The sequence below is a fragment of the Cupriavidus sp. JZ107 genome, from assembly GCF_053903255.1.
Window position 1 is genome coordinate 2,197,012 of the sequence record NZ_CP096481.1, and the last position, 23,968, is coordinate 2,220,979.

Sequence of the window (23,968 nt, forward strand, 5' to 3'; positions counted from 1 at the left end):
CACCACCCGATGGAGTCAGCGATGCGAGCCCAGAACAACCCTTTCACCACCGCCCAGACCGAAGTCGCCGAGCAGATTCAGCGTGACCCGCTGAACTTCGCCAATGACAACGACCTCGAGGCCGGCGCCTACATGGCGCCCGTGGCCGCCCTGGTGCTGCGCGGCGATCTGAGCGACGTGGCACTGCTCTCCATGGCGCGCGAGATCCTGCAGCAATACGAGCGCGACACCCGCCACCACGTCGCACTAATCGACGAAGCCGCGGCGGCCGACGAGCAAGAAGCGCTCGGTCTGCGCGTCCTACATATCCGTTCCCTCCCCGACTCCCTGCTGTCGCGCAACGGCGCGATCGCCTGATCGCCGTCGGGAGCCAGCAATGACCAGACTCGATCACGGCGTTCTGAACATTCCCGGTCGGCTGAGCACCATCGACCGCGAATTGGACGCCTACAAGGCTCGCGTCGCCCGCGAGGCGGCGGTGCAGCGCAAGGCAAAGGCGGCCGACACGCGCGAGGCAAAGAAGAAGGCCAAGGAACTGCTGGCGACGTACGGCGAAGCCATCGTGGCCACCTACGGCGCAAAGCTTGGTGCCACCGCGCTCGCCAAGGAACTGGACAGCATGGCGAAGTGGGAGCCGAAGAAGTTCATCGCGATGGCCGAATCGTTCGCCAATCGCGCGGGAGCCGCGCAATGAGCCGCTACGTCTTCACCCGCGAGTGCGACGACGGTCCTGTCATCAGCCCGGACTACGAGCTGACCGTCGACTTCGAGCTCGACCAAGGGCACATCGCCGTGCGCGGTGTCTATGCCCGCTTCGCCGGAAGCAATGACGTGGCGAAGCTCGGCGACCGCAACTACGACCGCGGCGCCATCGAATCCCTGTGCCGCAACTACCTGGAGACCCTGTGATGTCCGACGACGATCTGCGCGCCGTCCAGCGCCGCAACAACCTGATCCTCTACTACGTGATGGCCATCTTCGCCGTGGTTTGCGCCGCGCACGAGATCGCCAACGTGCTGCCGTGAGCCTGGCCGTGATCGACATCCACGACTTCAGGGCCATGCGCGAGCGCCAGGCCAAGAACCTGCGCCGGCTGCGCGCGGCAACGTGGCTGGTCATCGGCGCGCTGCTGCTGGCCAACGTCATCGACATCGTGAGGGCATACCTGTGATCGACGACACCACCACCGACTACCAGGTCCACCGCTCGCTGCGCGATGCGTGCGGCCCTAAAGCCCAACTGCACGTCGAGCCCGAATACGACATCACCGACTGGCTCTTGGTCGCGGTGTACGGCATCGGCATCGGCGCCCTTTGGTACCTCGCTGTCGCTCTGCGCGCCGGCGCCTGACATCACCCTTCGGAGAAGACCATGACCTCCCTCGTCTCCATCGCGATCCAGATGGATCGTGTCGACTCGTCGCAGATCCACAGCATCGGCCACGACGCCGGCAGCTCGACGCTGGCCATCCGCTTCAAGAGCAAGGACGGCGCGCCGACCTCGCTCTACCACTACAGCAACGTGAGCGCCGATGACTTCGCGGCGTTCCGCGACGCCGAGTCGATCGGCTCGCACTTTTACAAGCACATCAAGCCGTTCGCCGACAAGTACCCGTACGTGAAGGTCGAGTCGGCGCCGGCCGTCTGAACCATCCCCTTCACCTTTCCTGCCTGGAGACCTACATGACCACCGCCGTCGCCGAACGCCCGGCTGCCCCGCAGAAACAGACGCTGGTCGCCAAGTTCGCGTCCAAGTACAGCATCGAGCCGGAGAAGTTGCTCGGCACGCTGAAAGCCACTGCCTTCCGCCAGAACGGCAACCAGGACATCAGCAACGAGCAGATGGCCGCGCTGCTGATCGTCGCGGACCAGTACGGCCTCAATCCCTTCACGCGCGAGATCTACGCATTTCCCGACAAGGGCGGCATCGTGCCAGTGGTCGGCGTCGACGGCTGGTCGCGGATCATCAATGAACACCCGCAGTCGGACGGCTTCGAGTTCGTCGAGTCCGAGGAAACCACCACCTTCGAGGGCAAGCAGGTTCCGGTCTGGATGGAGGTCCACATCTACCGGAAAGATCGCGCGCGGCCTATCAAGGTACGTGAGCGGTTCGCGGAAGTGGTGCGTGCGGCCATGCAGCCGTGGAAGAGCCATCCGGCCCGAATGATGCGCCACAAGACCCTCATTCAAGGCGCCCGCCTGGCGTACGGCTTCGCTGGCATCTACGACGAGGACGAGGCCCAGCGCATCGTCGAGCGCGACATGGGCACGGCGGACGTCGTCGGCAACGGCGCGCCGGCGGTCCAGATGCCACAGGCGCGGCCACGGCAGATCCAGCAGCAGGAGGCTCGCCCCATCGACATGCCTGCGCAGCGCGTCGCCCAAGGCGAGCCAGTGCAGCGCCAGGCCGCCCCCGTTCCGGCGCCTGCGCCGGCGACCGCGACAGCCGCGGAGCTCGATGACGCCGTCACCGATGGCGAGAAGCAGTGGATCCGCAACAAGCTGACCGGCGCCGAAATCGCGATCGAAGATGCGATCGCCACGCTGTGCCTGTCTGTGCCTGCATCGCTCGATGGCCTGACGCGCGACGGCTTCATCGCCTTCCAGGACTACATCCGGGAGAACTGCTGATGTCGGATCTGCAATTCGACCCGGCGTCGCACACCTACACCGTCGGCGGCACGGTCATCCCGAGCGTGACGCAGATCCTGGCGCCGCTCAACGACCTGTCGATGATTCCGCCGGCGACGCTGCAGTACAAGCGCGACCTCGGCACGGCCGTCCACGCCGCGACCGAGCTTCACGACCGCGGCGAACTGGACGAATCGACCGTAGCGGCGGTGGTGCAGCCCTACCTCGACGCCTGGATTCGCCTGCGCGCGGAAAAGCCGTTCGAGATCGTCGGCCTCGAGCACCGCGTCTTTCACCCGGTGCACCGCTACGCCGGCACCTACGACCGCCTGGTGGTGATGGACGGCAAGCTTTGCGTGCTCGACATCAAGACCGGAGCGATGTACCCGAGCTACGGCCCGCAGCTTGCCGCCTACAAGAACGCGGTCGAGCACGAGACCGGCCGACGCGTCCAGGGCCGCTACGCGGTCGAGCTGCGCGACGACGGCACCTACCGACTGCACGCGATGACCGATTCCGAGGACTGGGCCGTCTTCCTGTCCTGCCTGACCCTGCACCGCTACCGCAACAAGCACGCCGCCTAATCGCGGCCTGGAGAACGACATCATGACCACCAATACTCAAGGCACGATCGCCTATGACGCTAGCGCCGCCGTCGTGCTGGCCGGCAAGGCGCAGAAGGCGCTGCAGAGCGCGCAGGGCTACGTCATCGACAGCCCGACCATGTACCAGCTCGCCAGCGACGATCTGAAGGGCGTCAAGGCGCTGATGAAGCAGGTCGAGGATCAGCGCACTTCGATCACCGGCCCGCTGAATCAGGCGCTGCGGGCCGTGAACGACCTGTTCCGCGCGCCAAAGGAATACCTCGAGTCGGCGGAGGCGGCGCTCAAGGGTGCCCTGCTGGCCTACGACCGCGAGCAGCAGCGCAAGGCTGACGAGGCCAGGCGCGCCGCCGACGAAGCCGCCCGGAAGGAACGCGAGCGCATCGAGGCCGAGGCACGGGAAGCCGAGCGCGCCGCGCGCGAGGAAGCCGAGCGCATTGCCCGCGACGCCGCAGCGGCCGCCGCCGCAGGCGACCAGCAGAAGGCCGAAGAACTGAAGGCCGAGGCGGAGCGCACCGCGGCCGCCGGTGCCGAGCAGGCACAGCAGATCGCCACCGCAGCCGAGCTCGTGACCGCTGCGCCGGTACCGGTGGCCACCGCGGCACCGAAGGTGACTGGCCTGTCGACCCGCCAGAACTGGAAGGCGCGCTGCGTCGACAAGATGGCGCTGATCCGCTTCATCGCCGAGCACCCGGAGCACCAGCACCTGGTCGACATCAACCAGTCGGCGCTGAACCAGCTCGCCAAGGCGCAGAAAGAAGCCATGCGCATCCCCGGCGTCGAGGCCTATCCCGACGCGGTGATGTCGGCCCGCGCCGCCTGACCGATCCCCCTTGGCCGGCGCTGCAACCCGGCCCTTTCTATTCCACAGGAGCCGCCAATGCTCGAACTCGATCAAGAACTGGTGAAGATCACCCACATCAACACGCGCAACGAGAAGCACGGCGACGAGCCGGTGCTGGCCGTCGACCTGAAGCTGCAAGCGCGGCTGTCCAACGACGTGCTGTCGCTGTTCTCGCCCATGTTGAAGGCGAGCTTCTACCACAAGGACGAGTCCGTGCAGGGCGACCTGGTGACCGACCCCGGCTACCTGCCGAACCTGAAGCACCCGAGCATCGGCCCGGTGAAGTGGGCCGGCGACTGGGAGCACCACGTTTTGACCGTCCACAACGGCGTGCGCGAGTCCGACGACATCGTGCTCGACGAAGCGCGCATCAACAAGGTGCAGTTCGACTTCCAGGAAGGCGGCACCGTCTTCGTCAACTTCCGCGCGCAGGTCCATCCCGACGAGAAGACCGCGGCGAAGCTGCTGTCGCTGCTCGGCCAGGAAGTGCACATGAGCCTGAGCGCGGAAGAGCCGGCCCAGCAGGAAGCGGCGTAGCGCCATGCCGAAGGAAAAGCTCTGCCGCTACTGCAAGCAGCCAGCACGCCTCACTGCAGCTGGCGACCCGGGCTATCCCTATCAACGCGACTACGGCCCGGTGTGGACCTGCTCTCCCTGCGCTGCGTGGGTCGGTTGCCACCCGGGTACCACGAAGCCCCTAGGAGGCCTGGCAAATGCAGAACTGCGCGAATGGAAGGTCAAGGCACATGCCGCCTTCGATCCTCTCTGGAAGCGAAAGATCGCCAAGGAGGGATGTTCTAAAGGGCATGCGCGGCGCGCCGGATATCGATGGCTGTCTGAGCAACTCGGACTTCCGATCGAGAAGACCCACATCGGCTACATGAGCGTCGATGAATGCCGCCGCGTGGTCGAGGTTTGCGCTGCTGTCCAAGGAGTAGAGAAACCATGAACTGGCCCATCGGCACCCCACTCTCGCGCGCTCAGCAGCGATTGCAGGCCGACATCGTCGACCTCGCGCGCGATTCGACGGCGCTCAAGCGCGAGATCGCCGAGATGCGTCAGCGGCTACAGGCCGCCGAGCGCGCGGCCGCGCTGGCCGAGGAACGCGCCGAAATCGCCAACCAGGCGCACGCCGTTCAGGCGCTGCAGCTCGCGCAGCTCGAGAAGCTGGCGCGCGAGGTGAAGCGCGCCGCGGTGAAGAACCCGCACTGGCCGATCTCGCGGTGGGTCAAGTTCGGGCCGATGGCCGCATTTCTGGCATCGATCAAGGATCAAGCATGACCAAGTACGAGAAGCTCGACTCGCTCATTTTCAGCAGCATCGAAGCGGGCCGCACGCAGTTCAATCAGATCTTCGCTGGCACGGTGCATGACGAGTGCGAACGCATCGCCAAAGCGGAAGGTACCACCCGTTCACGATGGGGCGTCGATCCCTTTCGGGTGATGGACCGCCGCCTCCAGGCGCTCCGGAAGGCCGGGAAGATCCGCTTCGTCGCCAGCGGCGATCGCATGGGGTGGCAACTGATCCCGGAGGCCTGACATGGACCAAAGAGAGAACCGCTTCTACCGGGAGCCGCAGCCGAGCGCGCAGCAGGCCGAACAGCGCGACTACCGCAAGGAACTGGCCGAGGCGTTGGGCTACCCGGACGGCCTCCGCGGCGGAAAACCTATTGGTCTCGCATGGGAACTGCTGATCGGCTACGTCAAGGACATGCGCGAATACGCCGAGCGCGTGGAGCGCCAGGCCGAGCAGCCCGCCGAGGAAGCGCGCGGGGTGGATCGACGCACCATTGACCCGATCATCAAAGACTTGCTGGTGGCGGGCGATCTTCTCAGCCAACGTTGGAAAGCTCAAAACAAGGCAGTGTCGCGGCGATTGGTGGAACATGCAGAAACGCTGCTGGCCCTACTCTCCGCGCCCGCCGCAGGGACGGAACAGGAACCGGTGGCATACATGCGGCCGGATACCGGCGCCGTTGTGCGCGCCTCGCAAAAGGTGCCCGGTATCACGCTGGATGACTTCTCTGTGCCGCTGGTGCCGCAAACCGCTACCGGGGCGCAAGGGCTGACGGACCAAGACGCGTGGCGCATGCTGGTGAACGCCGGCCTTGCTGATGAGGCCGAACGAATTGGCACCATTCGCGCAGGCCGTATCGCCCGCGCCGTCCTCGCCCAAGCTGCGCCGGCAGACCAGCGGCGCGATCAACTGGCCGCGCTGGTCGACATCTACGACGACGCGATAAACAACCCACCGGGGCACCGCACCTACGTCGACGGGGCTTTCCAGCAGGAAATGGACAAGGCCCGCGCGGCCCTCGCCGCGTCGAAGGAGGCGTGACCATGCTGCGATTCGGACTGGACAACTACCCGATGCTGGCAAGGGCATATTCCCTGCTCATGATGCTGGCGATGCCGCTGCTGTTCCCGCCGCTGTTTGTGATCGCATACGCGCCCAAGGCACTGCGCAAGTTCGCGTATGACGTGACCATGAATTACCGCGATGCCTGGCACATATTCACTGGCAGGTATCACCGCGAGCGCACTGCCTCGCAAGCGACAGAGGGGGAGCGCAATCATGGCTGAACTGAAACCGTGCCCGTTCTGCGGCGGAGCTGCCGAAATGTATTACCCATTTCATCTGATGGGGCGCCCCGGCCAGCCTGCGACGTATCGAGGCGGCGTGCGATGCACCAAATGCGGATGTCAGTCTGGGTCGACCAATCCGCCCGCAGATGCCATCGCCGCCTGGAACCGCCGCGCCACGGACGAGCGGCGCGACACCGTGCGGAAAGTGTTGGAGCGAATTGCCGCTTCTATGCGTCGAGGCGGCGCTCGACTTCCGGTGGATGCCACAGCAATGAGTGCGACCGAGCAGGGCCTGAGTCTCGGCCTGCTGTTGGTGGAGGATGAAATCGCCGCCATCGCAGGCAACCAGGGGGCCGGCGCATGATCCGCGATCAGTTCCTGCTCGATATCAGCCACGAACTGATCGTCGACAACTTCGCCGGCGGCGGTGGCGCGAGCTGCGGCATAGAGCTCGCGCTCGGCCGGCACGTCGACATCGCCATCAACCACGACCCGGAGGCCGTGGCGATGCACGCGATCAACCATCCGCAGACCGAGCACCATTGCGAGTCGGTATGGGACGTCGATCCGCTCGCGCTGACGCGCGGCCGTCCTGTAGGCCTGGCGTGGTTCTCGCCGGACTGCAAGCACTTCTCCAAGGCGAAGGGCGGCAAGCCGCGTGACAAGAAGATCCGCGGCCTGGCATGGGTGGCCATGCGCTGGGCAGCGCTCGTGCGGCCGCGCGTGATCATCCTGGAGAACGTGGAGGAATTCCAAACTTGGGGACCGGTGCTGGCCGACGGCACGCCCTGCCCGGTCCGCAAAGGCAAGACGTTCCGCAGCTTCGTCCACCAGTTGCAGGAAGAGGGCTACGCGGTCGAATGGCGCGAGCTGCGCGCTTGCGACTACGGCGCGCCGACCATCCGCAAACGGCTGTTCCTGATCGCGCGCTGCGATGGCCAGCCCATCGTCTGGCCGGAGCCGACCCACGGCGCACCGGGGAGCACCGAGGTCAAGGCCCGCAAGCGCAAGCCGTGGCGGACGGCGGCAGAGTGCATCGACTGGTCGATCCCCTGCCCATCAATCTTTGGGCGCAAACGGCCGCTGGCCGACGCCACGCAGCGCCGAATCGCGCGGGGTCTGCGGCGGTACGTGATCGACGCGGCAGAGCCTTTCATCGTCAAGGTCAATCACGGCTACGACTACTTCCGCGGGCAAACGCTGCGCGAACCGCTCCAGACGATCACCGCGAAACACGGCTACGGCCTGGTGGCGCCCACCTTGGTGCAGACCGGATACGGCGAGCGGGCCGGCCAGGCGCCGCGCGCGCCAGGTCTGGACAAGCCGCTCGGCACCGTGGTGGCCGGCGGCGCCAAGCACGCGCTGGTCTCGGCCTTCCTGGCGAAGCACTACGGCGGCAACTACGACGGTCCGGGCGTCGCACTGCAGGAGCCGGCCAGCACGATCACCACCAGCGACCACCATGCTCTGGTCTCGTCCAACCTAGTGAAGCTCCGCGGCGAATGCACGGGCAGCGCGACAGACGCGCCGACGCCGACCGCAACGGCTGGCGGCACGCACATCGGCGAGGTCCGCGCATTCCTCGTGAAGTACTACAGCGAGGGCGGCCAGGATCAGGACTGCCGCGACCCGATGCACACCATCCCGACCAAGGACCGGCTCGGCCTCGTGACGGTGGCCGGCGAGCAATACCAGATTGCCGACATCGGCATGCGGATGCTGGAGCCGCACGAGCTGTACGCCGCGCAGGGCTTCCCGAGCAGCTACGTCATCGCACCCGTCATCGACGGTCGGCCGCTGCCCAAGCACGCTCAGGTGCGGATGTGTGGGAACAGCGTCAGCCCGCCAATGGCGGCCGCGCTGGTGCGTGCCAACGTACTGGAGATGGCGAGTTGGTCGCCTCGGGAAACGAAAGAACGGAGGATTGCAGCGTGACGCTATGGAAGCCGCTCAATAACGTCCCGCGCCACGCGCTCAGCGTTCTCGAGGCCGTCCCAGAGTTCATCGACGAAGCGGTCCCCCGCGACCCTCGCCACAGAAACGGCACCAGGAACCCTCGGGTCACCATCGAACACCTCTGCCGTCGCCACCACCGACGGCAGGCCGACCAGCTTGGTCTTGAACCAAGCAGCGGCGCGGATGAAATAGCGTTCTTTGAATGGGCCGGTTATCCGCTCCCGCTCCATAGTAGCCATCAGCAGTCTCCATTTTTGTGCCGGAATCCTAGCATGACGACAAACTTGAAACGCCTGACCGCAGCCGAAGCCCGAGACATCGCGGGCCCAACTGTCACCGAACGCGTCGACGCCGCGCTGGACGTCATCCGCGCGGCCGCCGAGAAGAAGCAGCGCCAGGTCTCGTTACACGGCGACTTCTGGGCCAACGGCGGATACGGCAGCGACCGCAGCACCACGCTGGCTCGCCAGTACGACGAAGCCGTGAAGCAGTTGAAAGCGCTGGGCTACAAGGTCCGGTTCTTCTACGAGGAACGGCGGTTCGTGGACATGTACACCATCGTGGAGTGGTAGCCGTGAAGATCAAGCACGTTCGCAAGGACCGCGCGCGGCGCCATCGCGTGGTCACCGACAAGCTGCGCATCACGCCCGATTGGGTGCCGTCCGCGAAGAACGTCAACGCACTGCCCCGGCCGCTGCGCGACTACATCCACCGGCTCATCGCATTCGACCCGCAGCACTACATCCGGAAGGTCGCCATGCTTCATGACCACATCCGCATGGTCGAGGCCGACAACAAGCGGCTCCGGCGGATCATCGAATGGGAGCGGGATGCAGTGCGGCGGGAAGTCGCGACAGCAGGAAAGCCTGCGGCACCGACCTTCGCAGACTGGCAGGCCTTCCACGACTCTTTGCGCCAGGCCGGCGCCACCGAGCAGGAGATCGCCGAGGCGCTGGCCGCGCGCGACGAAGCCGGACTCGGAATGCTGGCCGGGGCGATCGGCGGCCTCCCAGCTGAACCCCGTACCAAACAATGACCGAAGCAGCAGCACGCATCATCGAATTGACCCGCAAGCAATGGAATCTGGAGAAGGCACATGAAAAAGCGCCTCGATGAATGGCTGAAGAGCCAATTTGACCCGCCGCCCGCGATCCGCACCGCGCGGCTCTGGATCAAGGACGGCAAGATCTACCCACCGCCGGTCAAGGTCGGCCGGGCCTACTACGTCGAGGAGACGGCCGTGTTTCAGGACGGCGTGAAGCCTCGCCTCGCGCAGCGCGTATTCGGATAACGCCATGGCTGCCAGACCACGCATCCGGAAGCGGGCTCACTTCCCGCCCAACCTCCACGAGCCGCGCCCGGGCTACTACACCTGGCGCAACCCACTGGACGGTAAAACGCATGTCATCGGTCGCGTGCCGTTGGCGCAAGCCATCCAGGAAGCCAACGAGGCGAATGCCCACGCCGAGCGCGTTGCGCCGCGGCGGTCGCTGGTCCAGCGCATGGACATGGTCCCCGAGACCATGGCAGACCTGCTCGGTCGCATGCCAAAGGATGACCTCGCCGCGAATACGCTGCGCGCGCATAAGGCTCAGGACAAGGCCATCGTCGCGGCCTTGGGCGAAATTCGTTGCGGCGAACTGACCACGAAGGATGTGGCGGACTTTTTGGAGGCAATCAAGGCGCAAGGCAAATTGCGCTGGGCGCAGTCGCTACGCAGCAGGCTGATCTCGGCCTGCACCAAGGGCGTCGCACTGGGGTGGATGCAGACGAACCCTGCGCAGATCACCGAGGCGCCGCGTGTGAAGGTCAAGCGCCGCCGGCTGACGATGGACGAATTCATGACGATCTATGCGAGGGCGCCGGAAGTTTCCGAATGGCTGCAGAGCGCGATGATGCTTGCGCTGATCAGTGGACAGGACCGGGTGACCATCGCCACCTTGGAGCGGTCCGCCGTGAAGGACGGCATGCTGCAGGTGGTGCGCCCGAAGACCGGCGTCGCGATCGCCATCCCGCTCGAGCTACGCATGGACGCCGTCGGCAAAAGCCTGGGCGAAGTAGTCGCGGAATGCCGCGCGACCGGCGTGGTGAGCCGTTACCTGATCCACCACGTCCGCGTGTGGGGCAACGCGCCGCGCGGCTCAAAGGTGCATCCCGACCGGATCACGCACGCTTTCAGCGGGGCTCGGGATCTGGTCGGCATCAGCGGTGAGGATGCGCCGACCTTCCACGAGATCCGCAGTCTGTGCAAGCGCATCTATGTCGAGCAGGGCAACGTCGACACGAAGGCGTTGCTCGGCCACAGCACCGAAAGGATGGCCGCGCTCTACGAGAATCCGCGCGGCATCGGGCCCATCAAAGTTCGAATTTCTGCCGCCTGATTTCGAACGAATTTTGAACAGGTATTGAACACCCCGCGATGCCATGCGGGTTTCCGGGGTGTATCAGATGCTACCCATGCAACACATCAAAATGGCGAAGCGTTTCATCGTTCGGACCCGTCCAGATCGACGCGCGGCGGCATGGCGCCACGCGCAAACGAAGCGCCGGGCACGCGGCCGCGACGCGCGAAGGGAGGCGATTGTAACCGCTGGCCGTGACGGCCCGCGCGGCCACCGCTACCCGCCGGCGGCTCAGGCCGGCAGCGCCCCGCCCTCGCCCGCGGCACCGAACACCTGTTGCTTCAGTTTGCTCAGCTGATCGCGGACCTGCGCGGCCTGCTCGAATTCCAGGTTCTTCGCATGGTCGAGCATCTTCTTCTCCAGCCGCTTGATTTCCTTGGCCACCTGCTTCTCGCTCATGTCCTCGTAGCGCGCGCGCTCCTCGGCGGCCATCAGCTCGGCCTTGACCTCGTTCGGATCGTAGACGCCGTCGATGATGTCCTTGATCCGCTTGACCACGCCGCGCGGCGTGATGCCGTTGGCGGTATTGAATGCGATCTGCTTGGCGCGGCGGCGCTCGGTCTCGTCGATGGCCTTGCGCATCGAATCGGTGATGCGGTCGGCGTACAGGATGGCCGTGCCGTTGACGTTGCGCGCGGCGCGGCCGATCGTCTGGATCAGCGAGCGCTCGGCGCGCAGGAAGCCTTCCTTGTCCGCATCGAGGATCGCCACCAGCGACACCTCCGGAATGTCCAGCCCTTCGCGCAGCAGGTTGATGCCGACCAGCACGTCGAAGGCGCCCAGGCGCAGGTCGCGGATGATCTCGACGCGTTCGACCGTATCGATGTCCGAATGCAGGTAGCGGACCTTGATACCGTTCTCGGACAGGAATTCGGTCAGCTGCTCGGCCATCCGCTTGGTCAGCGTGGTCACCAGCACGCGTTCGCCCGCCTGGATCCGCAGATGGATCTCCGACAGCAGATCGTCGACCTGCGACACCGCGGGACGCACGGTGATGATCGGGTCGACCAGGCCGGTGGGCCGCACCACCTGCTCGACCACCTGGCCGGCATGGGCGCGCTCGTAGTCGGCCGGCGTGGCGGTGACGAACACCGCCTGCCGCATCTTGCGCTCGAACTCCTCGAACTTCAGCGGCCGGTTGTCCATCGCCGACGGCAGCCGGAAGCCGTATTCGACCAGCGTGGTCTTGCGCGAGCGGTCGCCGTTGTACATCGCGTTGAGCTGGCCGATCAGCACGTGCGATTCGTCCAGGAACATCAGCGCGTCGGGCGGCAGGTAGTCGACCAGCGTCGGCGGCGGATCGCCGGGGCGCGCGCCGGACAGATGGCGCGAATAGTTCTCGATGCCCTTGCAGAAGCCGAGCTCGGCCAGCATCTCGAGGTCGAAGCGCGTGCGCTGCTCCAGCCGCTGCGCCTCGACCAGCTTGTTTTCCTTGTAGAAGAAGTCGAGCCGCTCGCGCAGCTCGGCCTTGATCGCCTCGATCGCGCGCAGCACGGTGTCGCGCGGCGTCACGTAGTGGCTCGACGGATAGACCGTGAAGCGCGGAATCTTCTGCCGCACCTTGCCGGTCAGCGGATCGAAATACTGCAGCGACTCGATCTCGTCGTCGAACAGTTCGACGCGCACCGCCACCTCGGCGTGTTCCGCCGGGAAGATGTCGACGGTGTCGCCGCGCACGCGGAAGGTGCCGCGCTGGAAGTCGGTGTCGTTGCGGGTGTACTGCATCGCGATCAGCCGCGCGATCACGTCGCGCTGGCTGATGCGGTCGCCGGCCCGCAGAGTCAGAATCATCTGATGGTATTCGTTCGGGTTGCCGATACCATAGATCGCAGACACCGTCGCCACGATAATCGTGTCGCGCCGCTCCAGCAGGCTCTTGGTCGCCGACAGCCGCATCTGCTCGATATGCTCGTTGATCGACGAGTCCTTTTCGATGAACAGATCGCGCTGCGGAACGTAGGCTTCCGGCTGGTAATAGTCGTAATAGCTGACGAAATACTCGACCGCATTGCGCGGAAAGAATTCGCGGAATTCCGAGTAAAGCTGGGCGGCCAGCGTCTTGTTCGGGGCAAAGACGATGGCCGGCCGGCCCATCCGGGCGATCACATTGGCCATCGTGAAGGTCTTGCCCGAGCCGGTGACGCCGAGCAGCGTCTGGTAGGACAGGCCGTCCTCGATGCCCTCGACCAGTTGGCGGATGGCTTCCGGCTGATCGCCGGCCGGCGGATAGGGCTGATACAGCTGGAATGGCGAGCCGGGGAAGCTGACGAATTTGTCCTCATCCAGGGCGGGAGCGGCATCCGCGACGGGCACGGCGAGATTCGACATAGACGGGGAGAAAACCTTTGGAATACGGGCGGATACGCTAGAATCTCGGGGTTGCGCGGTCCGTTTCAAGGCGGACCCACCGCACGCCCCCAGCGCAGTCCGAGCATTCTACGCCTTCCCGTTTTGTTACATAGCTGACCACGAGAATCCCAAATGAGTTTGTTTTCTGCCGTCGAGATGGCCCCGCGCGATCCCATCCTGGGCCTGAATGAAGCGTTCAACGCCGACACCCGTGCCAACAAGGTCAATCTGGGCGTGGGCGTGTACTTCACCGACGAAGGGAAGATTCCGCTGCTGCGCGCGGTGCAGGAAGCCGAGAAGGCGCGCCTGACGACGGCCACCCCGCGCGGCTACCTGCCGATCGAGGGCATCGCGGCCTACGACCAGGCGGTGCAGACGCTGCTGTTCGGCAAGAACTCGCCGCTGATCACGGAAGGCCGCGTGGTGACGGCTCAGGCACTCGGCGGTACCGGCGCGCTGAAGATCGGCGCCGACTTCCTGAAGCGCCTGTATCCCGACGCCAAGGTCGCGATCAGCGATCCGAGCTGGGAAAACCACCGCGCGCTGTTCGAAGCCGCCGGCTTCCCGGTGGTTAACTATGCCTATTACGACGCCCCGAGCCACGGCCTGAATTTCGCCGGCATGGTCGAGTCGCTGAAGTCGTATCCGGCCAACACCATCGTCGTGCTGCACGCCTGCTGCCACAACCCGACCGGCGTCGACCTGTCGGCCGAGCAATGGCAACAGGTGGTCGGCCTGATCAAGGAACGGAACCTGATTCCCTTCCTGGACATGGCCTACCAGGGCTTTGCAGACGGCATCGACCCGGACGGCGCGGCCGTGCGCCTGTTCGCGGAGTCGGGCCTGCCCTTCTTCGTGTCGAGCTCCTTCTCGAAGAGCTTCTCGCTGTATGGCGAGCGCGTCGGCGCGCTGTCGATCGTGACCACCGGCAAGGAAGAGGCGCAGCGCGTGATGTCGCAGGTCAAGCGCGTGATCCGCACCAACTACTCGAACCCGCCGACACACGGCGGCACCGTGGTCGCGACCGTGCTGAACAGCCCGGAACTGCGCGCGATGTGGGAAGAAGAGCTGGCCGAAATGCGCGACCGCATCAAGCAGATGCGCCACGCGCTGGTCGACAAGCTGGCCGCCAAGGGCGTGTCGCGCGACTTCTCCTTCGTCAAGGCGCAGCGCGGCATGTTCTCGTACTCGGGCCTGACCACCGAGCAGGTCGAGCGTCTGAAGACCGAGCACGGCATCTACGCCGTCGGCACCGGCCGCATCTGCGTGGCGGCGCTCAATAGCCGCAATATCGACGCGGTGGTCGACGCCATCGCGGCCGTGCTGTAAGCCTCGGGGCGCATCCCCACCCAAGCGGGCCCATCGTCGATGGGCCCGTTTTTTTTATGGTGGCGCTCCGCACTTTTTGTGCGCCGCACACCACCTTTCCCGGCCCTCCTGTCGGTGTAGTCCAACACCGCGCCAGAATTACAGCCATTGTCCTATTGAGTTCCACTCACACCGTCATACCTTTAGGTATATGCTGCGTTGCAAGATCGTGCGCACGGTCGTTCGCAAAACGGACGAGTTGAGCGCATAATCCGCCACAGCAGAAAACCCGATATCGAAAGGCAGGTGTTCGGCAATGCTTTACCAACTGCATGAATTTCAGCGCTCGATCCTGAACCCGCTGACCGCGTGGGCCCAGGCGACGGCCAAGACGTTTACCAACCCCCTGAGCCCGCTGTCGCTGGTGCCGGGGGCCACCCGGCTGGCCGCGGGCTACGAGTTGCTGTACCGGCTCGGCAAGGAATACGAGAAGCCCGCCTTCGACATCAAGTCCGTGCGCTCCAACGGCCGCGATATTCCGATCGTCGAACAGACGATCATGGAAAAGCCGTTTTGCAAGCTGATCCGCTTCAAGCGCTACGCCGACGATCCCGAGACCATCAAGCTGCTGAAGGACGAACCGTCGGTGCTGGTCTGCGCGCCGCTGTCGGGCCACCACGCGACGCTGCTGCGCGATACGGTACGCACGCTGCTGCAGGACCACAAGGTCTATGTGACCGACTGGGTCGACGCGCGCATGGTGCCGGTCGAGGACGGTCCCTTCCACCTGGCCGACTACATCCGCTACATCCAGGAATTCATCCGCCATCTCGGCGCCGAGAACCTGCATGTCGTATCGGTCTGCCAGCCGACCGTGCCCGTGCTGGCCGCGATCTCGTTGATGGCGTCGGCCGGCGAGACGACGCCGAAGACGATGACGATGATGGGCGGCCCGATCGACGCGCGCAAAAGCCCGACCGCGGTCAACTCGCTGGCGACCAACAAGTCGTACGAGTGGTTCGAGAACAACGTCATCTACACGGTGCCGGCCAACTATCCCGGCCACGGCCGGCGCGTCTATCCGGGCTTCCTGCAGCACGCCGGCTTCGTCGCGATGAACCCGGACCGCCATCTGTCCTCGCACTACGACTACTACCTGAGCCTGATCGAAGGCGATGCGGACGATGCCGAGGCGCACGTGCGCTTCTACGACGAATACAACGCCGTGCTGGACATGGCGGCCGAGTACTACCTCGACACGATCCGCGAAGTCTTCCAGGAGTTCCGGCTGGCCAATGGCACCTGGGAGATACAGGGCGAGCCGGTGCGGCCGCAGGACATCAAGCACACCGCGCTGATGACGATCGAGGGCGAGCTCGACGACATCTCCGGCGCGGGCCAGACCGCCGCCGCCCACGATCTGTGCGCGGGCATTCCGAAGACCCGCAAGCAGCATCTGACCGCGCCCAGGTGCGGGCACTACGGCATCTTCTCGGGCCGGCGCTGGCGCGAAACGATCTATCCGGAACTGCGCGACTTCATCCGCAAGTACCGCTGAGCCGCAGCCAGGCACCAGCAGATCGCCGATGGCAAACGGGACCGCAACGCGGTCCCGTTTTCTTTACCTTTTGCCCATCCTCGCGCGCTACCGTCGCGCCAGATAGGCCAGCAGCATGTCCGTATGCAGCTGGGCGAAGCGCTCGTGCTCGTCCTGCGAGGCCACATCGCGGCCGATCACCGCGCTGATCGTGTAGCGGTTCGACAGCACGTAGTAGCCCAGCGCCGAGATCGTCAGATAGAGCTGGGGCACATCGACGCCGTCGCGGAACACGCCCTGCCGCTGGCCGCGGCGAACGATCTCGGCCAGCACGTCGACCACCGGGTTGACCAGGTCGTGCAATTGCGCGGATTTCTTCAGGTGCCGTGCCTCATGCAGGTTCTCGCTGTTGACCAGGCGAATGAATTCGGGATGCTGGTAGTACCAGTCCCAGACGAAGCGGGCCAGCGTGCGGACCGCCGCGACCGGGTCCTCGTCGCCGATCTGCAGGCGCTCTTCTGCAGCGCGGAACTGCGCATACTGCCGTTCGAGCACCGCGAGAAACAGGCCCTCCTTGCTGCCGTAGTAGTAATACAGCATGCGCTCGTTGGTCTCGGCGCGGCGGGCGATCTGGTCGACGCGTGCGCCGGCCAGGCCGCCCTTGGCGAACTCCTCGGTGGCCGCATCCATGATGCGACGGCGTGTTCCTTCGGGATCGCGTTTCGTCTTGGTGGCGTTCGACATGCGTGGTCGGGTCGATTTTGTGAATGATGGCATGGCGCCACCGCGCCTGCGGCGCGGGCCAGCCGTGTTGAACAACATCTGCGCCATGGCAAAGCGCGCATCTTCAAGGTTTCTGCGGCGCGGCGAAATCGGGGATAATCCTTGCCGCGTCAGCCGCACCGTACGGCTGCACCTTGTGTTACCCCGCATCGTCTTGCTGCTTTCGTGACCCCTTCCGCCGCCGATTCCGCTTCCGCACCCTCCGCCGACGCCCACCGGGACGCCGATCTGGCGGCCGCTTTGGCGCCCCTGGCCGACCGGCTCGACGCCCTGCTGCCCCAGACGCAATGCACGAAGTGCGGCTTCCAGGGGTGCCGGCCTTATGCCGAGGCCATGGCGCGCGGCGAAGCGGACTGCAACCGCTGCCCGCCCGGCGGTGCCGAAGGCATCCGGCGGCTGGCGGCAGAGCTCGGCACCGCGCCGTTGCCGCTCGATACGAGCCACGGCACCGAACATCCGCGCGCGGTCGCGCGCATTGACGAGACGCTGTGCATCGGCTGCACGCTATGCATCCAGGCCTGCCCGGTCGACGCAATCGCCGGCGCCGCCAAGCAGATGCACACCGTGCTGCCGGACTGGTGCACCGGCTGCGACCTGTGCGTGGCGCCCTGCCCGGTCGACTGCATCGCGATGATCCCGGTCACCGGCGAGCGCACCGGCTGGGACGCCTGGTCGCAGCCGCAGGCCGACGCGGCCCGTGCCCGCTACCTGTCGCGCAAGCAGCGGCTGGTGCGCGAGCGCGAGGAAAACGAAGCGCGCCTGGCGGCCAAGGCCGCCGCCAAGCTGGAGGCGCTGCGCCAGGAGGCCGCGTCGTCCGAGGCCGAACGCCAGGCGCAGGAGCGCAAGAAAGCCATCATCCAGGCGGCCATCGAACGCGCGCGCCTGAAGCGGCAGGCTGCCCAGCCGCTCAACGCCGCACAGGGCGATCCGGTTGACCGCGCCGAGGCCGCGCCGGCCGCCGCTCCGCCCGGCCATCCCGACCATCCCGTCCCCTCCGACACCAAGCGACCACAATGAACGCCGCCAAGTGCCGCGCGCTGTTTGAAACCCTCAAGGAAACCAACCCGTCGCCGACCACCGAACTCGAGTACAGCTCGCCGTTCGAACTGCTGATCGCGGTGCTGCTGTCGGCGCAGGCCACCGATGTCGGCGTCAACAAGGCCACCCGCCGGCTGTTTGCGATCGCCAACACGCCGCAGAAGATCCTGGCGCTGGGCGAGTCCGGCCTGATCGAGTACATCAAGACGATCGGCCTGTACAAGACCAAGGCGAAGCACGTGATGGAGACCTGCCGCATCCTGGCCGAGCGCCACGGCGGCAAGGTGCCGGCCGAGCGCGAGGCGCTGGAGGCGCTGCCGGGCGTCGGCCGCAAGACCGCCAACGTGGTGCTGAACACCGCCTTCGGCCATCCGACCGTCGCGGTCGACACACATATCTTCCGCGTCAGCAACCGCACCGGACTCGCGCCCGGCAAGACCGTGCAGGCGGTCGAGATGAAGCTGCTCGAGGTCGTGCCCGACGAGTTCCTGCACGACGCGCATCACTGGCTGATCCTGCATGGGCGCTACGTCTGCAAGGCGCGCAAGCCGGAGTGCTGGCATTGCGCGATCGAGACGCTGTGCGAGTACCCGGACAAGACGCTGCCGCCGCGGCTGTGAGCGCGCCGGCGGCCAGCCGGCCGGCCGGCGCATCAGACCATCAAACGATGCGGCAGGCCTCGTCGAAGCTCAGGCGCGGATTGCGCGGAAACAGCTTGTCGGCGTCGCCATAGCCCAGGTTGATCAGGAAGTTGACCGACCAGTTGCCGTCGGGGAAGAACGCGGCATTGACCTTGGCCGGGTCGAAGCCGCTCATCGGGCCGCAATCGAGGCCCAGCGCGCGCGCCGCCAGGATCAGATAGGCGCCTTGCAGCGAGCTGTTGACCAGCGCGTCGCGCGCGATCTTCTCCGGCTGGCCGACATACCAGGAACGGGCATCGGCATGCGGGAACAGCTTCGGCAGCTGCTCGTGGAAGGCGTTGTCGAACGCGACGATCGCGGTCACCGGGGCCGAGCGGGTCTTGTCGACATTGCCCGGCGACACGCAAGCGACCAGTTTCTCCTTCTGCGCCGCGGTCTTGACGAACACGATGCGGGCCGGCGTGCTGTTGGCCGCGGTGGGGCCGAACTTCATCGCCTCATACAGCTGATGCAGCACGGCGTCGTCGATCTGCCGGTCCTGCCAGGCGTTATGCGTGCGGGCCTCGGTGAACAGTTGGGCGATGGCGGCCTGGTCGAGCGGTGTCATGCGGAATCCTCGGCAAAGTTCGGGAAAGGGCGCATTCTACCGACGGCCCCCACCCGTTCCACGCCAAGGATTTCAGCAAGCCGTTCAATTTTGTTGTACAGGCGCCGGGGCCGTGCCCTTGCGGGTCAGCCACAGCACGCCAGCCAGGATCAGCCCGCCGCCGATCGCCTGGGTCATGCCGATCTGCTCGCCGAGCAGCAGCGCGGCCAGCAGTACCGTGACCACCGGCTCGAGCGTGGACAGCATCGAGGCCTGCGCCGCGCCGAGCCGTTGCAGGCCGGCGAAGAAGGTCAGGATCGCCAGCACCGTCGACAGCAGCGCGATGGCCGCCAACGCCAGCCAGCCGCCGGCATCGGCCGGAAACTGCGGCGGCACGCCGGCCGCCGCGCGGGCCAGCGCGGCGCCGACATAGACGACCGCGGCCGCGATGCAGACCACCGTGGTGGTCGCCACCGGATGCACGCCGGGCGTCAAGCGCGCGCCGACGATGATGTAGATCGAATAGATCAGCGCCGACGCCAGCCCCAGGCCGATGCCGAGCGCACTGCCCTGCCCGCCGCCGACGGTCAGTCCCGCGCCGACCGAGCACAGCACCAGCGCGGTCACCGCCGCGCCGGTCAGCTTCTCCTTCAGGAACAGTGCCGCCATCACCGTGACGAAGACCGGATACAGATACAGCAGCAGCGCGACCAGGCTCGCCTGCGCATGGTTCAACGCGCTGAAGAAGCAGAACGACTGGCCGACATAGCCGATGCCGCCCATTGCCGCCAACGCCAGCACGCGCGGCCACGGCGGCAGCGCGATCCGCTGCCAGCGCATCACCGCCGCCAGCGCGATCGCGGCCAGCACGAAGCGCACCGACAGCAGGCCATAGACGTCGGCACCCGCGTCATAGGCAAAGCGCGCGAAGATCGCCATCGCGCCGAAGGCGCTGGCCGAGATCGCGATCAGCAGCACGCCGGCGAGCTTGTCGCCGGCATGCCGCAGCGGGGTCGATGAGCGTGGGGAAGCGGTCATGGAGGGAGGCCGGCCCGATGGCGAGGTCAACGATCCCGCATTCTAGTCGGCATGCGGCCCCTGCGGCACAGTGGCGCTCCATCGAGCGGAGGGCGCGGCCGGCAAGTCCGCGGACCGTCGTTTACAATCCGCCCCATCATGTTCAATCCCTCCCGTGAAGAAGTCCGCCGGTTCTTTTGCGAAGCCTGGCGCAAGCAGGGCGCCAACGACGTGCTGACGCCGCTCGAGGCGATCGCCGTCGACTGGATCCGCGCCCATCCCGAATACCACGACCAGTTGGCCGATGCCGAGGCGGCGGTCGCCGAGGAATTCACGCCCGAACGCGGGCAGACCAACCCCTTCCTGCATCTGGCCATGCATCTGTCGATCGCCGAGCAGGTATCGGTCGACCAGCCGCGCGGCATCCGCCAGGCCTTCGAACAGCTGGCGCGCCGGCTCGATTCGCCGCACGAGGCGCATCACCAGATGATGGAATGCCTCGGCGAGATGCTGTGGCAGTCGCAGCGCAGCGGCCTGCCGCCCGACGGCGAGCACTACATCGCCTGCGTCCAGCGCCGCGCGCGCGGCTGACCTCCCGCCCGGTGCCGGCCGACCGGCCGGTACAAATCGTCACAGCCAGCGCGGCCGGCCCCGTGCTAGGCTTTGCCGCGTTGCCATTCTCGGCCGTGCCAAGCGTCGTATCCGGCACGGCACGCCAAACAATCTCCGATGATGCCGTTGCTCCGAACCCCGTCCGCGGGCCGTCGTCCGCGCCTGCTCGCGCCCGCCGCCGCCGTCTCCGCGATCTCCGTCGCGCTCGCCGCCCTGTACGCGCCCTCCGCCGATGCCGCGATCGCGCTGCTGCAGCCTCCCCGCGTACTGGACGGCGCGCAGCCGCTGCGGCTGACGCTGCTGGTGACCGCCGACACGGCCAACCGCAGCTATCTGGTGCCCGACACGCTGGAAGTGGTGGCCTCGCCCGAAATGCTGGCGCCGGTGCGCATCACGATGCGCCGGATCACGCCGGGGCCGTCCACGGTGCGCCTGCGCCGCGGCGAGAATCGCACGATCCAATACCAGGGCGAGATCCCGCCGACGCTGCGCGGCCAGATCCGGCTGGATCCGGTGGGCCTGGACGCCGCGCCGGTGCTGGTGACGCTGAATCAGTCGGGGCTCACGCCGCCCGCCACCGCGGCGACGCCATCCACCTCTGCAGCGCCGGCCACCGCCGCCGCCACGCCGGCTGACGAGGGCGATCAGCATGCCGATGTCGCCGCGACGCCGGTCGAGCCGGTGCTCCAGCCGAACGGACCGGGCCAGCCCGTCTACGATCAGCCGATCCTCACCGGCGGCAGCCGCCTGACCTTCAACGATCCGATGTACTACGCGGTCGGCGCGCACGGCGGCGCCAACGCCAAGTTCCAGTTCAGCTTCAAGTACCGGATCTTCGAAGGCCGCGACCCGAATTCGCGCTACTGGCTGGACAACCTGTACCTGGGCTACACGCAGTTCTCTCTGTGGGATCTGTCGGAGGAGTCGAAGCCCTTCCACGACACCAACTACCGGCCCAGCATCTTCTACTACCTGTCCGATACCGGCGTGCGCAATCGCTGGATCAGCCGGCTGTCGGTGGCCACCGGCCTCGAGCACGAGTCGAACGGCCGCGACGGCGACCAGTCGCGCAGCATCAATACGCTGTTCCTGAAGCCGACCTTCCACTTCGGCGAGCCGGACGACTGGCACTGGACCGTGACGCCCAAGCTCTACTACTACCTGGAGAAGAGCGACAACAGCGATATCGCGCGCTACCGCGGCTATATGGATCTGCGGGTCGCCTACGGCAAACCCGATTCGTGGGAGCTGGCGGCGACGGTGCGCAAGGGCACGCGCCAGTGGTACGGCAGCGTGGATGCGCAGTTCACCTACCCGATGGGCCGGCTGATACCGGGCACTGCCGGCTACCTGATGGCGGGCTACTTCGTCGGCTATGGCGAGAGCCTGCTGGACTACAACCGCAAGACGCCCTGGCAGTTCCGCATCGGCTATTCACTGAACCGCTGATCCGCTGGCTGGGCCGCTGGGCCGGTGCCGGGCCGCGCAGCCGAGGCAGCGGCGGATCCGTCATCCGGCCAGCGGCTTGCCGCTCGCCTTCAGCCGCGCGTTGGCGACCGCCGCGGAGAACTGTCCGATGCCGTGCCAGCCCGTGGCGCGGCCCAGCTTCTTGCCGCGGTGGAAGAACATGAACACCGGGATGCCGTACAGCCCGAAGCGCCGTCCCAGCGCCGGATGCGTGTAGACGTCGGCATGCAGCCAGTGCAGATCGAGCGCGCGCAGCGGGTCCGGGTTGGCCAGCATGGCCTTCTTGGCCATCTCGCAGTTGTAGCAGTCCTCGCCCCAGAAGAACACGCAGACCAGCTCGTCACCGGCGGCCGCGAGCGCGTCGTCGATGGTGTCATGATCGACCGCGCGCATGCCAAAGGCCTCGAACGCGCGGTGATCCGTATGGGGCGCCGGCGCTGCGCCGAACGGGTAAGGCATCGCATTTCTCCACAAACGAGAACGCCCGGTGCCGACACGGCGCCGGGCGTGGCTGCGCATCGGTGGCAGGCCGGTCTGCCCGCCGCCCCTTACTTCGGCGCAGCCACCGTCACCAATGCGGGCCGCAGCACGCGGTCCGCGATCAGATAGCCGCGCTGCAGCACGGCCACCACCGTGTTCGGTTCCTGCTCCGACGGCACCATCGAAATCGCCTGGTGCCGATGCGGGTCGAACTTCTCGCCGACCGGATTCAGTTCGACCATGCGGCCCTTCTCGAAGGCGCTGGCCAGTTGCTTGGCGGTCAGTTCGACGCCCTCGCGCAGCTTGCCGATATCGCCCGATCCATCGGCCAGCGCGGCCTGCAGGCTGTCCATCACCGGCAACAGATGCTCGGCGAAGCTTTCGATGGCGAACTTGTGCGCCTTGGCCACGTCCTCCTGCGCGCGGCGCCGGATGTTCTCGGACTCGGCGACGGCACGCAGATACAGGTCGTAGTTCTCGCGTGCCTTGGCTTCCAGTGCCGCCAACTGCGCGGCAAACTGCGACGCGTCATCCGCGGCGGCGGCGGGCTCTGCCGATGGATTGGGCGTGGCCGATTGCGCGGCTTGCGCTTCGGCGGCCTGGTCGGCGGGCGAGGTCGGCGGCGTGTTGGATGGCGTTTGCTTCTGGTCTTCCATGTCGATCCGTTTCAGAACAAGTTGCGGCCGCACAGGGCGGTCCGCCTGGGGTCAATCGGAATTCAGCTGGCAACTGGTGGCGCCAAGCCGATATTTCAAGAGCGGATGGACATCTGCAACGAAACATCAGCTTACAAACTTAAACCAGTGCTGCGAGAAGTGAAATTGCTTTGCTGCAGTGCAGCTTCTAAGATAAATCCAAAAAAACGACAACACTGCCGGGGTGCCGTCTCCTATTGCAGTCCTTCCTGCCGGGGTAAGGCCATGCGCAAGCTGCCGAAGCCGTCCAACAAAACGCCGAAGTTCTCTCCGAAGTTCTCGCTGTTCACGCTGCTGGTTCTTCTTTCCGTGGCGGCGCTGACCGTCTTCGTCTGGCTCTCCGATGGGCTGACCCCACGCGACAGCGTGGCCGGCGGTGCCGATCCCGCGCTGCGCCAATACATCATCCAGTACTCCCGCTGAACATTGCAGCGGC

The 23,968-nt window shown here is 66.1% G+C and carries 35 protein-coding genes; 28 read left to right on the forward strand and 7 right to left on the reverse strand.

Going from position 1 to position 23,968, the window contains the following annotated elements; genetic code table 11:
* The first annotated feature begins 21 nt into the window (after window positions 1–21).
* From M1D55_RS19515 to M1D55_RS19595, 17 genes are all read left to right on the forward strand, one after another.
* Entirely contained in the window at window positions 22–357 is a 336-nt protein-coding gene (locus tag M1D55_RS19515; RefSeq protein ID WP_456281626.1) for a hypothetical protein, read from the forward strand.
* A gap of 19 nt (window positions 358–376) precedes the next feature.
* On the forward strand, window positions 377–694 hold the full coding sequence (locus M1D55_RS19520; protein WP_456281627.1) for a hypothetical protein: 318 nt from the start codon (window positions 377–379) through the stop codon (window positions 692–694).
* Window positions 691–909 carry a hypothetical protein gene (locus M1D55_RS19525; protein WP_456281628.1) on the forward strand — a complete coding sequence of 73 codons (219 nt, stop codon included), beginning with the start codon at window positions 691–693 and terminating at the stop codon, window positions 907–909. Before M1D55_RS19520 ends, M1D55_RS19525 begins: the two co-directional genes overlap by 4 nt.
* Before the next feature lie 112 nt (window positions 910–1,021).
* The gene (locus M1D55_RS19530) at window positions 1,022–1,171 is read left to right on the forward strand and encodes a hypothetical protein (protein WP_198752607.1); all 150 of its coding nucleotides are present in this window, start codon (window positions 1,022–1,024) and stop codon (window positions 1,169–1,171) included.
* Window positions 1,168–1,350 carry a hypothetical protein gene (locus M1D55_RS19535; protein ID WP_456281629.1) on the forward strand — a complete coding sequence of 61 codons (183 nt, stop codon included), beginning with the start codon at window positions 1,168–1,170 and terminating at the stop codon, window positions 1,348–1,350. Before M1D55_RS19530 ends, M1D55_RS19535 begins: the two co-directional genes overlap by 4 nt.
* A gap of 21 nt (window positions 1,351–1,371) precedes the next feature.
* Window positions 1,372–1,647: a KTSC domain-containing protein gene (locus M1D55_RS19540; RefSeq protein ID WP_456281630.1), complete on the forward strand. Its 276-nt coding sequence runs from the start codon at window positions 1,372–1,374 to the stop codon at window positions 1,645–1,647.
* 35 nt (window positions 1,648–1,682) lie between these two features.
* Window positions 1,683–2,630, forward strand: a complete 948-nt coding sequence (gene bet, locus M1D55_RS19545) for a phage recombination protein Bet (RefSeq protein WP_456281631.1) — start codon at window positions 1,683–1,685, stop codon at window positions 2,628–2,630.
* Window positions 2,630–3,214 carry a PD-(D/E)XK nuclease family protein gene (locus M1D55_RS19550; RefSeq protein WP_456281632.1) on the forward strand — a complete coding sequence of 195 codons (585 nt, stop codon included), beginning with the start codon at window positions 2,630–2,632 and terminating at the stop codon, window positions 3,212–3,214. The genes bet and M1D55_RS19550 overlap by 1 nt, the downstream gene beginning before the upstream one ends.
* A 22-nt stretch (window positions 3,215–3,236) precedes the next feature.
* Window positions 3,237–4,055 carry a hypothetical protein gene (locus M1D55_RS19555; protein WP_456281633.1) on the forward strand — a complete coding sequence of 273 codons (819 nt, stop codon included), beginning with the start codon at window positions 3,237–3,239 and terminating at the stop codon, window positions 4,053–4,055.
* Between the two features lie 57 nt (window positions 4,056–4,112).
* On the forward strand, window positions 4,113–4,613 hold the full coding sequence (locus M1D55_RS19560; protein ID WP_456281634.1) for a hypothetical protein: 501 nt from the start codon (window positions 4,113–4,115) through the stop codon (window positions 4,611–4,613).
* Window positions 4,614–4,617: 4 nt separating this feature from the next.
* Window positions 4,618–5,025 carry a zinc-finger-containing protein gene (locus tag M1D55_RS19565; protein WP_456281635.1) on the forward strand — a complete coding sequence of 136 codons (408 nt, stop codon included), beginning with the start codon at window positions 4,618–4,620 and terminating at the stop codon, window positions 5,023–5,025.
* Window positions 5,022–5,357, forward strand: coding sequence for a hypothetical protein (locus tag M1D55_RS19570; protein WP_456281636.1), 336 nt, complete (start codon window positions 5,022–5,024; stop codon window positions 5,355–5,357). The genes M1D55_RS19565 and M1D55_RS19570 overlap by 4 nt, the downstream gene beginning before the upstream one ends.
* Complete coding sequence (locus M1D55_RS19575) at window positions 5,354–5,614, forward strand: hypothetical protein (RefSeq protein WP_456281637.1); 261 nt, start codon at window positions 5,354–5,356, stop codon at window positions 5,612–5,614. The genes M1D55_RS19570 and M1D55_RS19575 overlap by 4 nt, the downstream gene beginning before the upstream one ends.
* A gap of 1 nt (window position 5,615) precedes the next feature.
* Complete coding sequence (locus M1D55_RS19580) at window positions 5,616–6,413, forward strand: hypothetical protein (RefSeq protein WP_456281638.1); 798 nt, start codon at window positions 5,616–5,618, stop codon at window positions 6,411–6,413.
* Between the two features lie 2 nt (window positions 6,414–6,415).
* Window positions 6,416–6,658 carry a hypothetical protein gene (locus M1D55_RS19585; protein ID WP_456281639.1) on the forward strand — a complete coding sequence of 81 codons (243 nt, stop codon included), beginning with the start codon at window positions 6,416–6,418 and terminating at the stop codon, window positions 6,656–6,658.
* Complete coding sequence (locus tag M1D55_RS19590; RefSeq protein WP_456281640.1) at window positions 6,651–7,025, forward strand: Lar family restriction alleviation protein; 375 nt, start codon at window positions 6,651–6,653, stop codon at window positions 7,023–7,025. Before M1D55_RS19585 ends, M1D55_RS19590 begins: the two co-directional genes overlap by 8 nt.
* Complete coding sequence (locus M1D55_RS19595) at window positions 7,022–8,596, forward strand: DNA cytosine methyltransferase (RefSeq protein ID WP_456281641.1); 1,575 nt, start codon at window positions 7,022–7,024, stop codon at window positions 8,594–8,596. Before M1D55_RS19590 ends, M1D55_RS19595 begins: the two co-directional genes overlap by 4 nt.
* A 2-nt stretch (window positions 8,597–8,598) precedes the next feature.
* Here M1D55_RS19595 and M1D55_RS19600 read toward each other — a convergent pair whose 3' ends face one another.
* Window positions 8,599–8,856 (reverse strand): hypothetical protein, encoded by a 258-nt coding sequence (locus tag M1D55_RS19600; RefSeq protein WP_456281642.1) that lies wholly within the window; start codon window positions 8,854–8,856, stop codon window positions 8,599–8,601.
* 33 nt (window positions 8,857–8,889) lie between these two features.
* On the opposite strand from M1D55_RS19600, the gene M1D55_RS19605 reads away from it, so the two are divergent.
* Genes M1D55_RS19605 through M1D55_RS19620 form a run of 4 tightly spaced genes read left to right on the forward strand, consistent with a single transcriptional unit; the run spans window position 8,890 to window position 10,998 of the window.
* Window positions 8,890–9,189: a hypothetical protein gene (locus M1D55_RS19605; protein ID WP_456281643.1), complete on the forward strand. Its 300-nt coding sequence runs from the start codon at window positions 8,890–8,892 to the stop codon at window positions 9,187–9,189.
* 2 nt (window positions 9,190–9,191) lie between these two features.
* Window positions 9,192–9,653: a hypothetical protein gene (locus M1D55_RS19610; protein ID WP_456281644.1), complete on the forward strand. Its 462-nt coding sequence runs from the start codon at window positions 9,192–9,194 to the stop codon at window positions 9,651–9,653.
* Between the two features lie 60 nt (window positions 9,654–9,713).
* Window positions 9,714–9,908, forward strand: a complete 195-nt coding sequence (locus M1D55_RS19615; RefSeq protein ID WP_151022319.1) for an excisionase — start codon at window positions 9,714–9,716, stop codon at window positions 9,906–9,908.
* Window positions 9,909–9,912: 4 nt separating this feature from the next.
* Entirely contained in the window at window positions 9,913–10,998 is a 1,086-nt protein-coding gene (locus M1D55_RS19620) for a tyrosine-type recombinase/integrase (protein ID WP_456281645.1), read from the forward strand.
* Between the two features lie 252 nt (window positions 10,999–11,250).
* On the opposite strand, the gene uvrB is transcribed toward M1D55_RS19620, so the two are convergent.
* The gene (gene uvrB, locus M1D55_RS19625; protein ID WP_006577709.1) at window positions 11,251–13,347 is read right to left on the reverse strand and encodes an excinuclease ABC subunit UvrB; all 2,097 of its coding nucleotides are present in this window, start codon (window positions 13,345–13,347) and stop codon (window positions 11,251–11,253) included.
* Between the two features lie 153 nt (window positions 13,348–13,500).
* On the opposite strand from uvrB, the gene M1D55_RS19630 reads away from it, so the two are divergent.
* Entirely contained in the window at window positions 13,501–14,697 is a 1,197-nt protein-coding gene (locus M1D55_RS19630) for an amino acid aminotransferase (RefSeq protein WP_006577708.1), read from the forward strand.
* A 295-nt stretch (window positions 14,698–14,992) separates the two neighbouring features.
* Window positions 14,993–16,234, forward strand: a complete 1,242-nt coding sequence (locus tag M1D55_RS19635; protein WP_006577707.1) for a polyhydroxyalkanoate depolymerase — start codon at window positions 14,993–14,995, stop codon at window positions 16,232–16,234.
* 87 nt (window positions 16,235–16,321) lie between these two features.
* On the opposite strand, the gene M1D55_RS19640 is transcribed toward M1D55_RS19635, so the two are convergent.
* Entirely contained in the window at window positions 16,322–16,957 is a 636-nt protein-coding gene (locus M1D55_RS19640) for a TetR family transcriptional regulator (RefSeq protein ID WP_006577706.1), read from the reverse strand.
* A gap of 267 nt (window positions 16,958–17,224) precedes the next feature.
* Here M1D55_RS19640 and rsxB point away from each other — a divergent pair, with 267 nt between their 5' ends.
* Window positions 17,225–18,013, forward strand: coding sequence for an electron transport complex subunit RsxB (gene rsxB, locus M1D55_RS19645; protein WP_043437378.1), 789 nt, complete (start codon window positions 17,225–17,227; stop codon window positions 18,011–18,013).
* Window positions 18,010–18,654 carry an endonuclease III gene (gene nth, locus M1D55_RS19650; protein WP_006580006.1) on the forward strand — a complete coding sequence of 215 codons (645 nt, stop codon included), beginning with the start codon at window positions 18,010–18,012 and terminating at the stop codon, window positions 18,652–18,654. The genes rsxB and nth overlap by 4 nt, the downstream gene beginning before the upstream one ends.
* Before the next feature lie 40 nt (window positions 18,655–18,694).
* Here the strand turns inward: nth and M1D55_RS19655 are convergent, their stop codons facing one another.
* Window positions 18,695–19,282, reverse strand: coding sequence for a malonic semialdehyde reductase (locus M1D55_RS19655; protein WP_232207132.1), 588 nt, complete (start codon window positions 19,280–19,282; stop codon window positions 18,695–18,697).
* An 84-nt stretch (window positions 19,283–19,366) separates the two neighbouring features.
* Complete coding sequence (locus M1D55_RS19660; protein WP_064573165.1) at window positions 19,367–20,299, reverse strand: DMT family transporter; 933 nt, start codon at window positions 20,297–20,299, stop codon at window positions 19,367–19,369.
* A gap of 138 nt (window positions 20,300–20,437) precedes the next feature.
* On the opposite strand from M1D55_RS19660, the gene M1D55_RS19665 reads away from it, so the two are divergent.
* Window positions 20,438–20,869 (forward strand): DUF1841 family protein, encoded by a 432-nt coding sequence (locus M1D55_RS19665; RefSeq protein WP_006576813.1) that lies wholly within the window; start codon window positions 20,438–20,440, stop codon window positions 20,867–20,869.
* Between the two features lie 141 nt (window positions 20,870–21,010).
* Window positions 21,011–22,339 carry a phospholipase A gene (locus tag M1D55_RS19670; RefSeq protein ID WP_456282741.1) on the forward strand — a complete coding sequence of 443 codons (1,329 nt, stop codon included), beginning with the start codon at window positions 21,011–21,013 and terminating at the stop codon, window positions 22,337–22,339.
* A gap of 60 nt (window positions 22,340–22,399) precedes the next feature.
* Here the strand turns inward: M1D55_RS19670 and M1D55_RS19675 are convergent, their stop codons facing one another.
* Window positions 22,400–22,816, reverse strand: coding sequence for a thioredoxin family protein (locus M1D55_RS19675; RefSeq protein ID WP_006576815.1), 417 nt, complete (start codon window positions 22,814–22,816; stop codon window positions 22,400–22,402).
* An 89-nt stretch (window positions 22,817–22,905) separates the two neighbouring features.
* Window positions 22,906–23,493 carry a nucleotide exchange factor GrpE gene (grpE, locus tag M1D55_RS19680; protein WP_456281646.1) on the reverse strand — a complete coding sequence of 196 codons (588 nt, stop codon included), beginning with the start codon at window positions 23,491–23,493 and terminating at the stop codon, window positions 22,906–22,908.
* 264 nt (window positions 23,494–23,757) lie between these two features.
* Between grpE and M1D55_RS19685 the strand changes: the two genes are divergently transcribed.
* A complete protein-coding gene (locus M1D55_RS19685) occupies window positions 23,758–23,955 on the forward strand; it encodes a hypothetical protein (protein ID WP_006576817.1) in 198 nt (65 codons plus the stop codon).
* The last annotated feature ends 13 nt before the right edge of the window (window positions 23,956–23,968 follow it).

What these genes read in the sequence shown, in the direction of transcription:
- M1D55_RS19660 (WP_064573165.1), bottom strand. Translation starts at nt 20,299, where the DNA reads ATGACCGCTTCCCCACGCTCATCGACCCCGCTGCGGCATGCCGGCGAC.
- M1D55_RS19580 (WP_456281638.1), top strand. Translation starts at nt 5,616, where the DNA reads ATGGACCAAAGAGAGAACCGCTTCTACCGGGAGCCGCAGCCGAGCGCG.
- M1D55_RS19675 (WP_006576815.1), bottom strand. Translation starts at nt 22,816, where the DNA reads ATGCCTTACCCGTTCGGCGCAGCGCCGGCGCCCCATACGGATCACCGC.
- M1D55_RS19640 (WP_006577706.1), bottom strand. Translation starts at nt 16,957, where the DNA reads ATGTCGAACGCCACCAAGACGAAACGCGATCCCGAAGGAACACGCCGT.
- M1D55_RS19585 (WP_456281639.1), top strand. Translation starts at nt 6,416, where the DNA reads ATGCTGCGATTCGGACTGGACAACTACCCGATGCTGGCAAGGGCATAT.
- M1D55_RS19590 (WP_456281640.1), top strand. Translation starts at nt 6,651, where the DNA reads ATGGCTGAACTGAAACCGTGCCCGTTCTGCGGCGGAGCTGCCGAAATG.
- M1D55_RS19685 (WP_006576817.1), top strand. Translation starts at nt 23,758, where the DNA reads ATGCGCAAGCTGCCGAAGCCGTCCAACAAAACGCCGAAGTTCTCTCCG.
- M1D55_RS19615 (WP_151022319.1), top strand. Translation starts at nt 9,714, where the DNA reads ATGAAAAAGCGCCTCGATGAATGGCTGAAGAGCCAATTTGACCCGCCG.
- M1D55_RS19520 (WP_456281627.1), top strand. Translation starts at nt 377, where the DNA reads ATGACCAGACTCGATCACGGCGTTCTGAACATTCCCGGTCGGCTGAGC.
- M1D55_RS19575 (WP_456281637.1), top strand. Translation starts at nt 5,354, where the DNA reads ATGACCAAGTACGAGAAGCTCGACTCGCTCATTTTCAGCAGCATCGAA.
- nth (WP_006580006.1), top strand. Translation starts at nt 18,010, where the DNA reads ATGAACGCCGCCAAGTGCCGCGCGCTGTTTGAAACCCTCAAGGAAACC.
- M1D55_RS19665 (WP_006576813.1), top strand. Translation starts at nt 20,438, where the DNA reads ATGTTCAATCCCTCCCGTGAAGAAGTCCGCCGGTTCTTTTGCGAAGCC.
- uvrB (WP_006577709.1), bottom strand. Translation starts at nt 13,347, where the DNA reads ATGTCGAATCTCGCCGTGCCCGTCGCGGATGCCGCTCCCGCCCTGGAT.
- M1D55_RS19570 (WP_456281636.1), top strand. Translation starts at nt 5,022, where the DNA reads ATGAACTGGCCCATCGGCACCCCACTCTCGCGCGCTCAGCAGCGATTG.
- M1D55_RS19540 (WP_456281630.1), top strand. Translation starts at nt 1,372, where the DNA reads ATGACCTCCCTCGTCTCCATCGCGATCCAGATGGATCGTGTCGACTCG.
- M1D55_RS19630 (WP_006577708.1), top strand. Translation starts at nt 13,501, where the DNA reads ATGAGTTTGTTTTCTGCCGTCGAGATGGCCCCGCGCGATCCCATCCTG.
- M1D55_RS19525 (WP_456281628.1), top strand. Translation starts at nt 691, where the DNA reads ATGAGCCGCTACGTCTTCACCCGCGAGTGCGACGACGGTCCTGTCATC.
- M1D55_RS19550 (WP_456281632.1), top strand. Translation starts at nt 2,630, where the DNA reads ATGTCGGATCTGCAATTCGACCCGGCGTCGCACACCTACACCGTCGGC.
- M1D55_RS19515 (WP_456281626.1), top strand. Translation starts at nt 22, where the DNA reads ATGCGAGCCCAGAACAACCCTTTCACCACCGCCCAGACCGAAGTCGCC.
- M1D55_RS19595 (WP_456281641.1), top strand. Translation starts at nt 7,022, where the DNA reads ATGATCCGCGATCAGTTCCTGCTCGATATCAGCCACGAACTGATCGTC.
- grpE (WP_456281646.1), bottom strand. Translation starts at nt 23,493, where the DNA reads ATGGAAGACCAGAAGCAAACGCCATCCAACACGCCGCCGACCTCGCCC.
- M1D55_RS19555 (WP_456281633.1), top strand. Translation starts at nt 3,237, where the DNA reads ATGACCACCAATACTCAAGGCACGATCGCCTATGACGCTAGCGCCGCC.
- M1D55_RS19560 (WP_456281634.1), top strand. Translation starts at nt 4,113, where the DNA reads ATGCTCGAACTCGATCAAGAACTGGTGAAGATCACCCACATCAACACG.
- M1D55_RS19655 (WP_232207132.1), bottom strand. Translation starts at nt 19,282, where the DNA reads ATGACACCGCTCGACCAGGCCGCCATCGCCCAACTGTTCACCGAGGCC.
- M1D55_RS19620 (WP_456281645.1), top strand. Translation starts at nt 9,913, where the DNA reads ATGGCTGCCAGACCACGCATCCGGAAGCGGGCTCACTTCCCGCCCAAC.
- bet (WP_456281631.1), top strand. Translation starts at nt 1,683, where the DNA reads ATGACCACCGCCGTCGCCGAACGCCCGGCTGCCCCGCAGAAACAGACG.
- M1D55_RS19565 (WP_456281635.1), top strand. Translation starts at nt 4,618, where the DNA reads ATGCCGAAGGAAAAGCTCTGCCGCTACTGCAAGCAGCCAGCACGCCTC.
- M1D55_RS19635 (WP_006577707.1), top strand. Translation starts at nt 14,993, where the DNA reads ATGCTTTACCAACTGCATGAATTTCAGCGCTCGATCCTGAACCCGCTG.
- M1D55_RS19670 (WP_456282741.1), top strand. Translation starts at nt 21,011, where the DNA reads ATGCCGTTGCTCCGAACCCCGTCCGCGGGCCGTCGTCCGCGCCTGCTC.
- M1D55_RS19600 (WP_456281642.1), bottom strand. Translation starts at nt 8,856, where the DNA reads ATGGCTACTATGGAGCGGGAGCGGATAACCGGCCCATTCAAAGAACGC.
- M1D55_RS19605 (WP_456281643.1), top strand. Translation starts at nt 8,890, where the DNA reads ATGACGACAAACTTGAAACGCCTGACCGCAGCCGAAGCCCGAGACATC.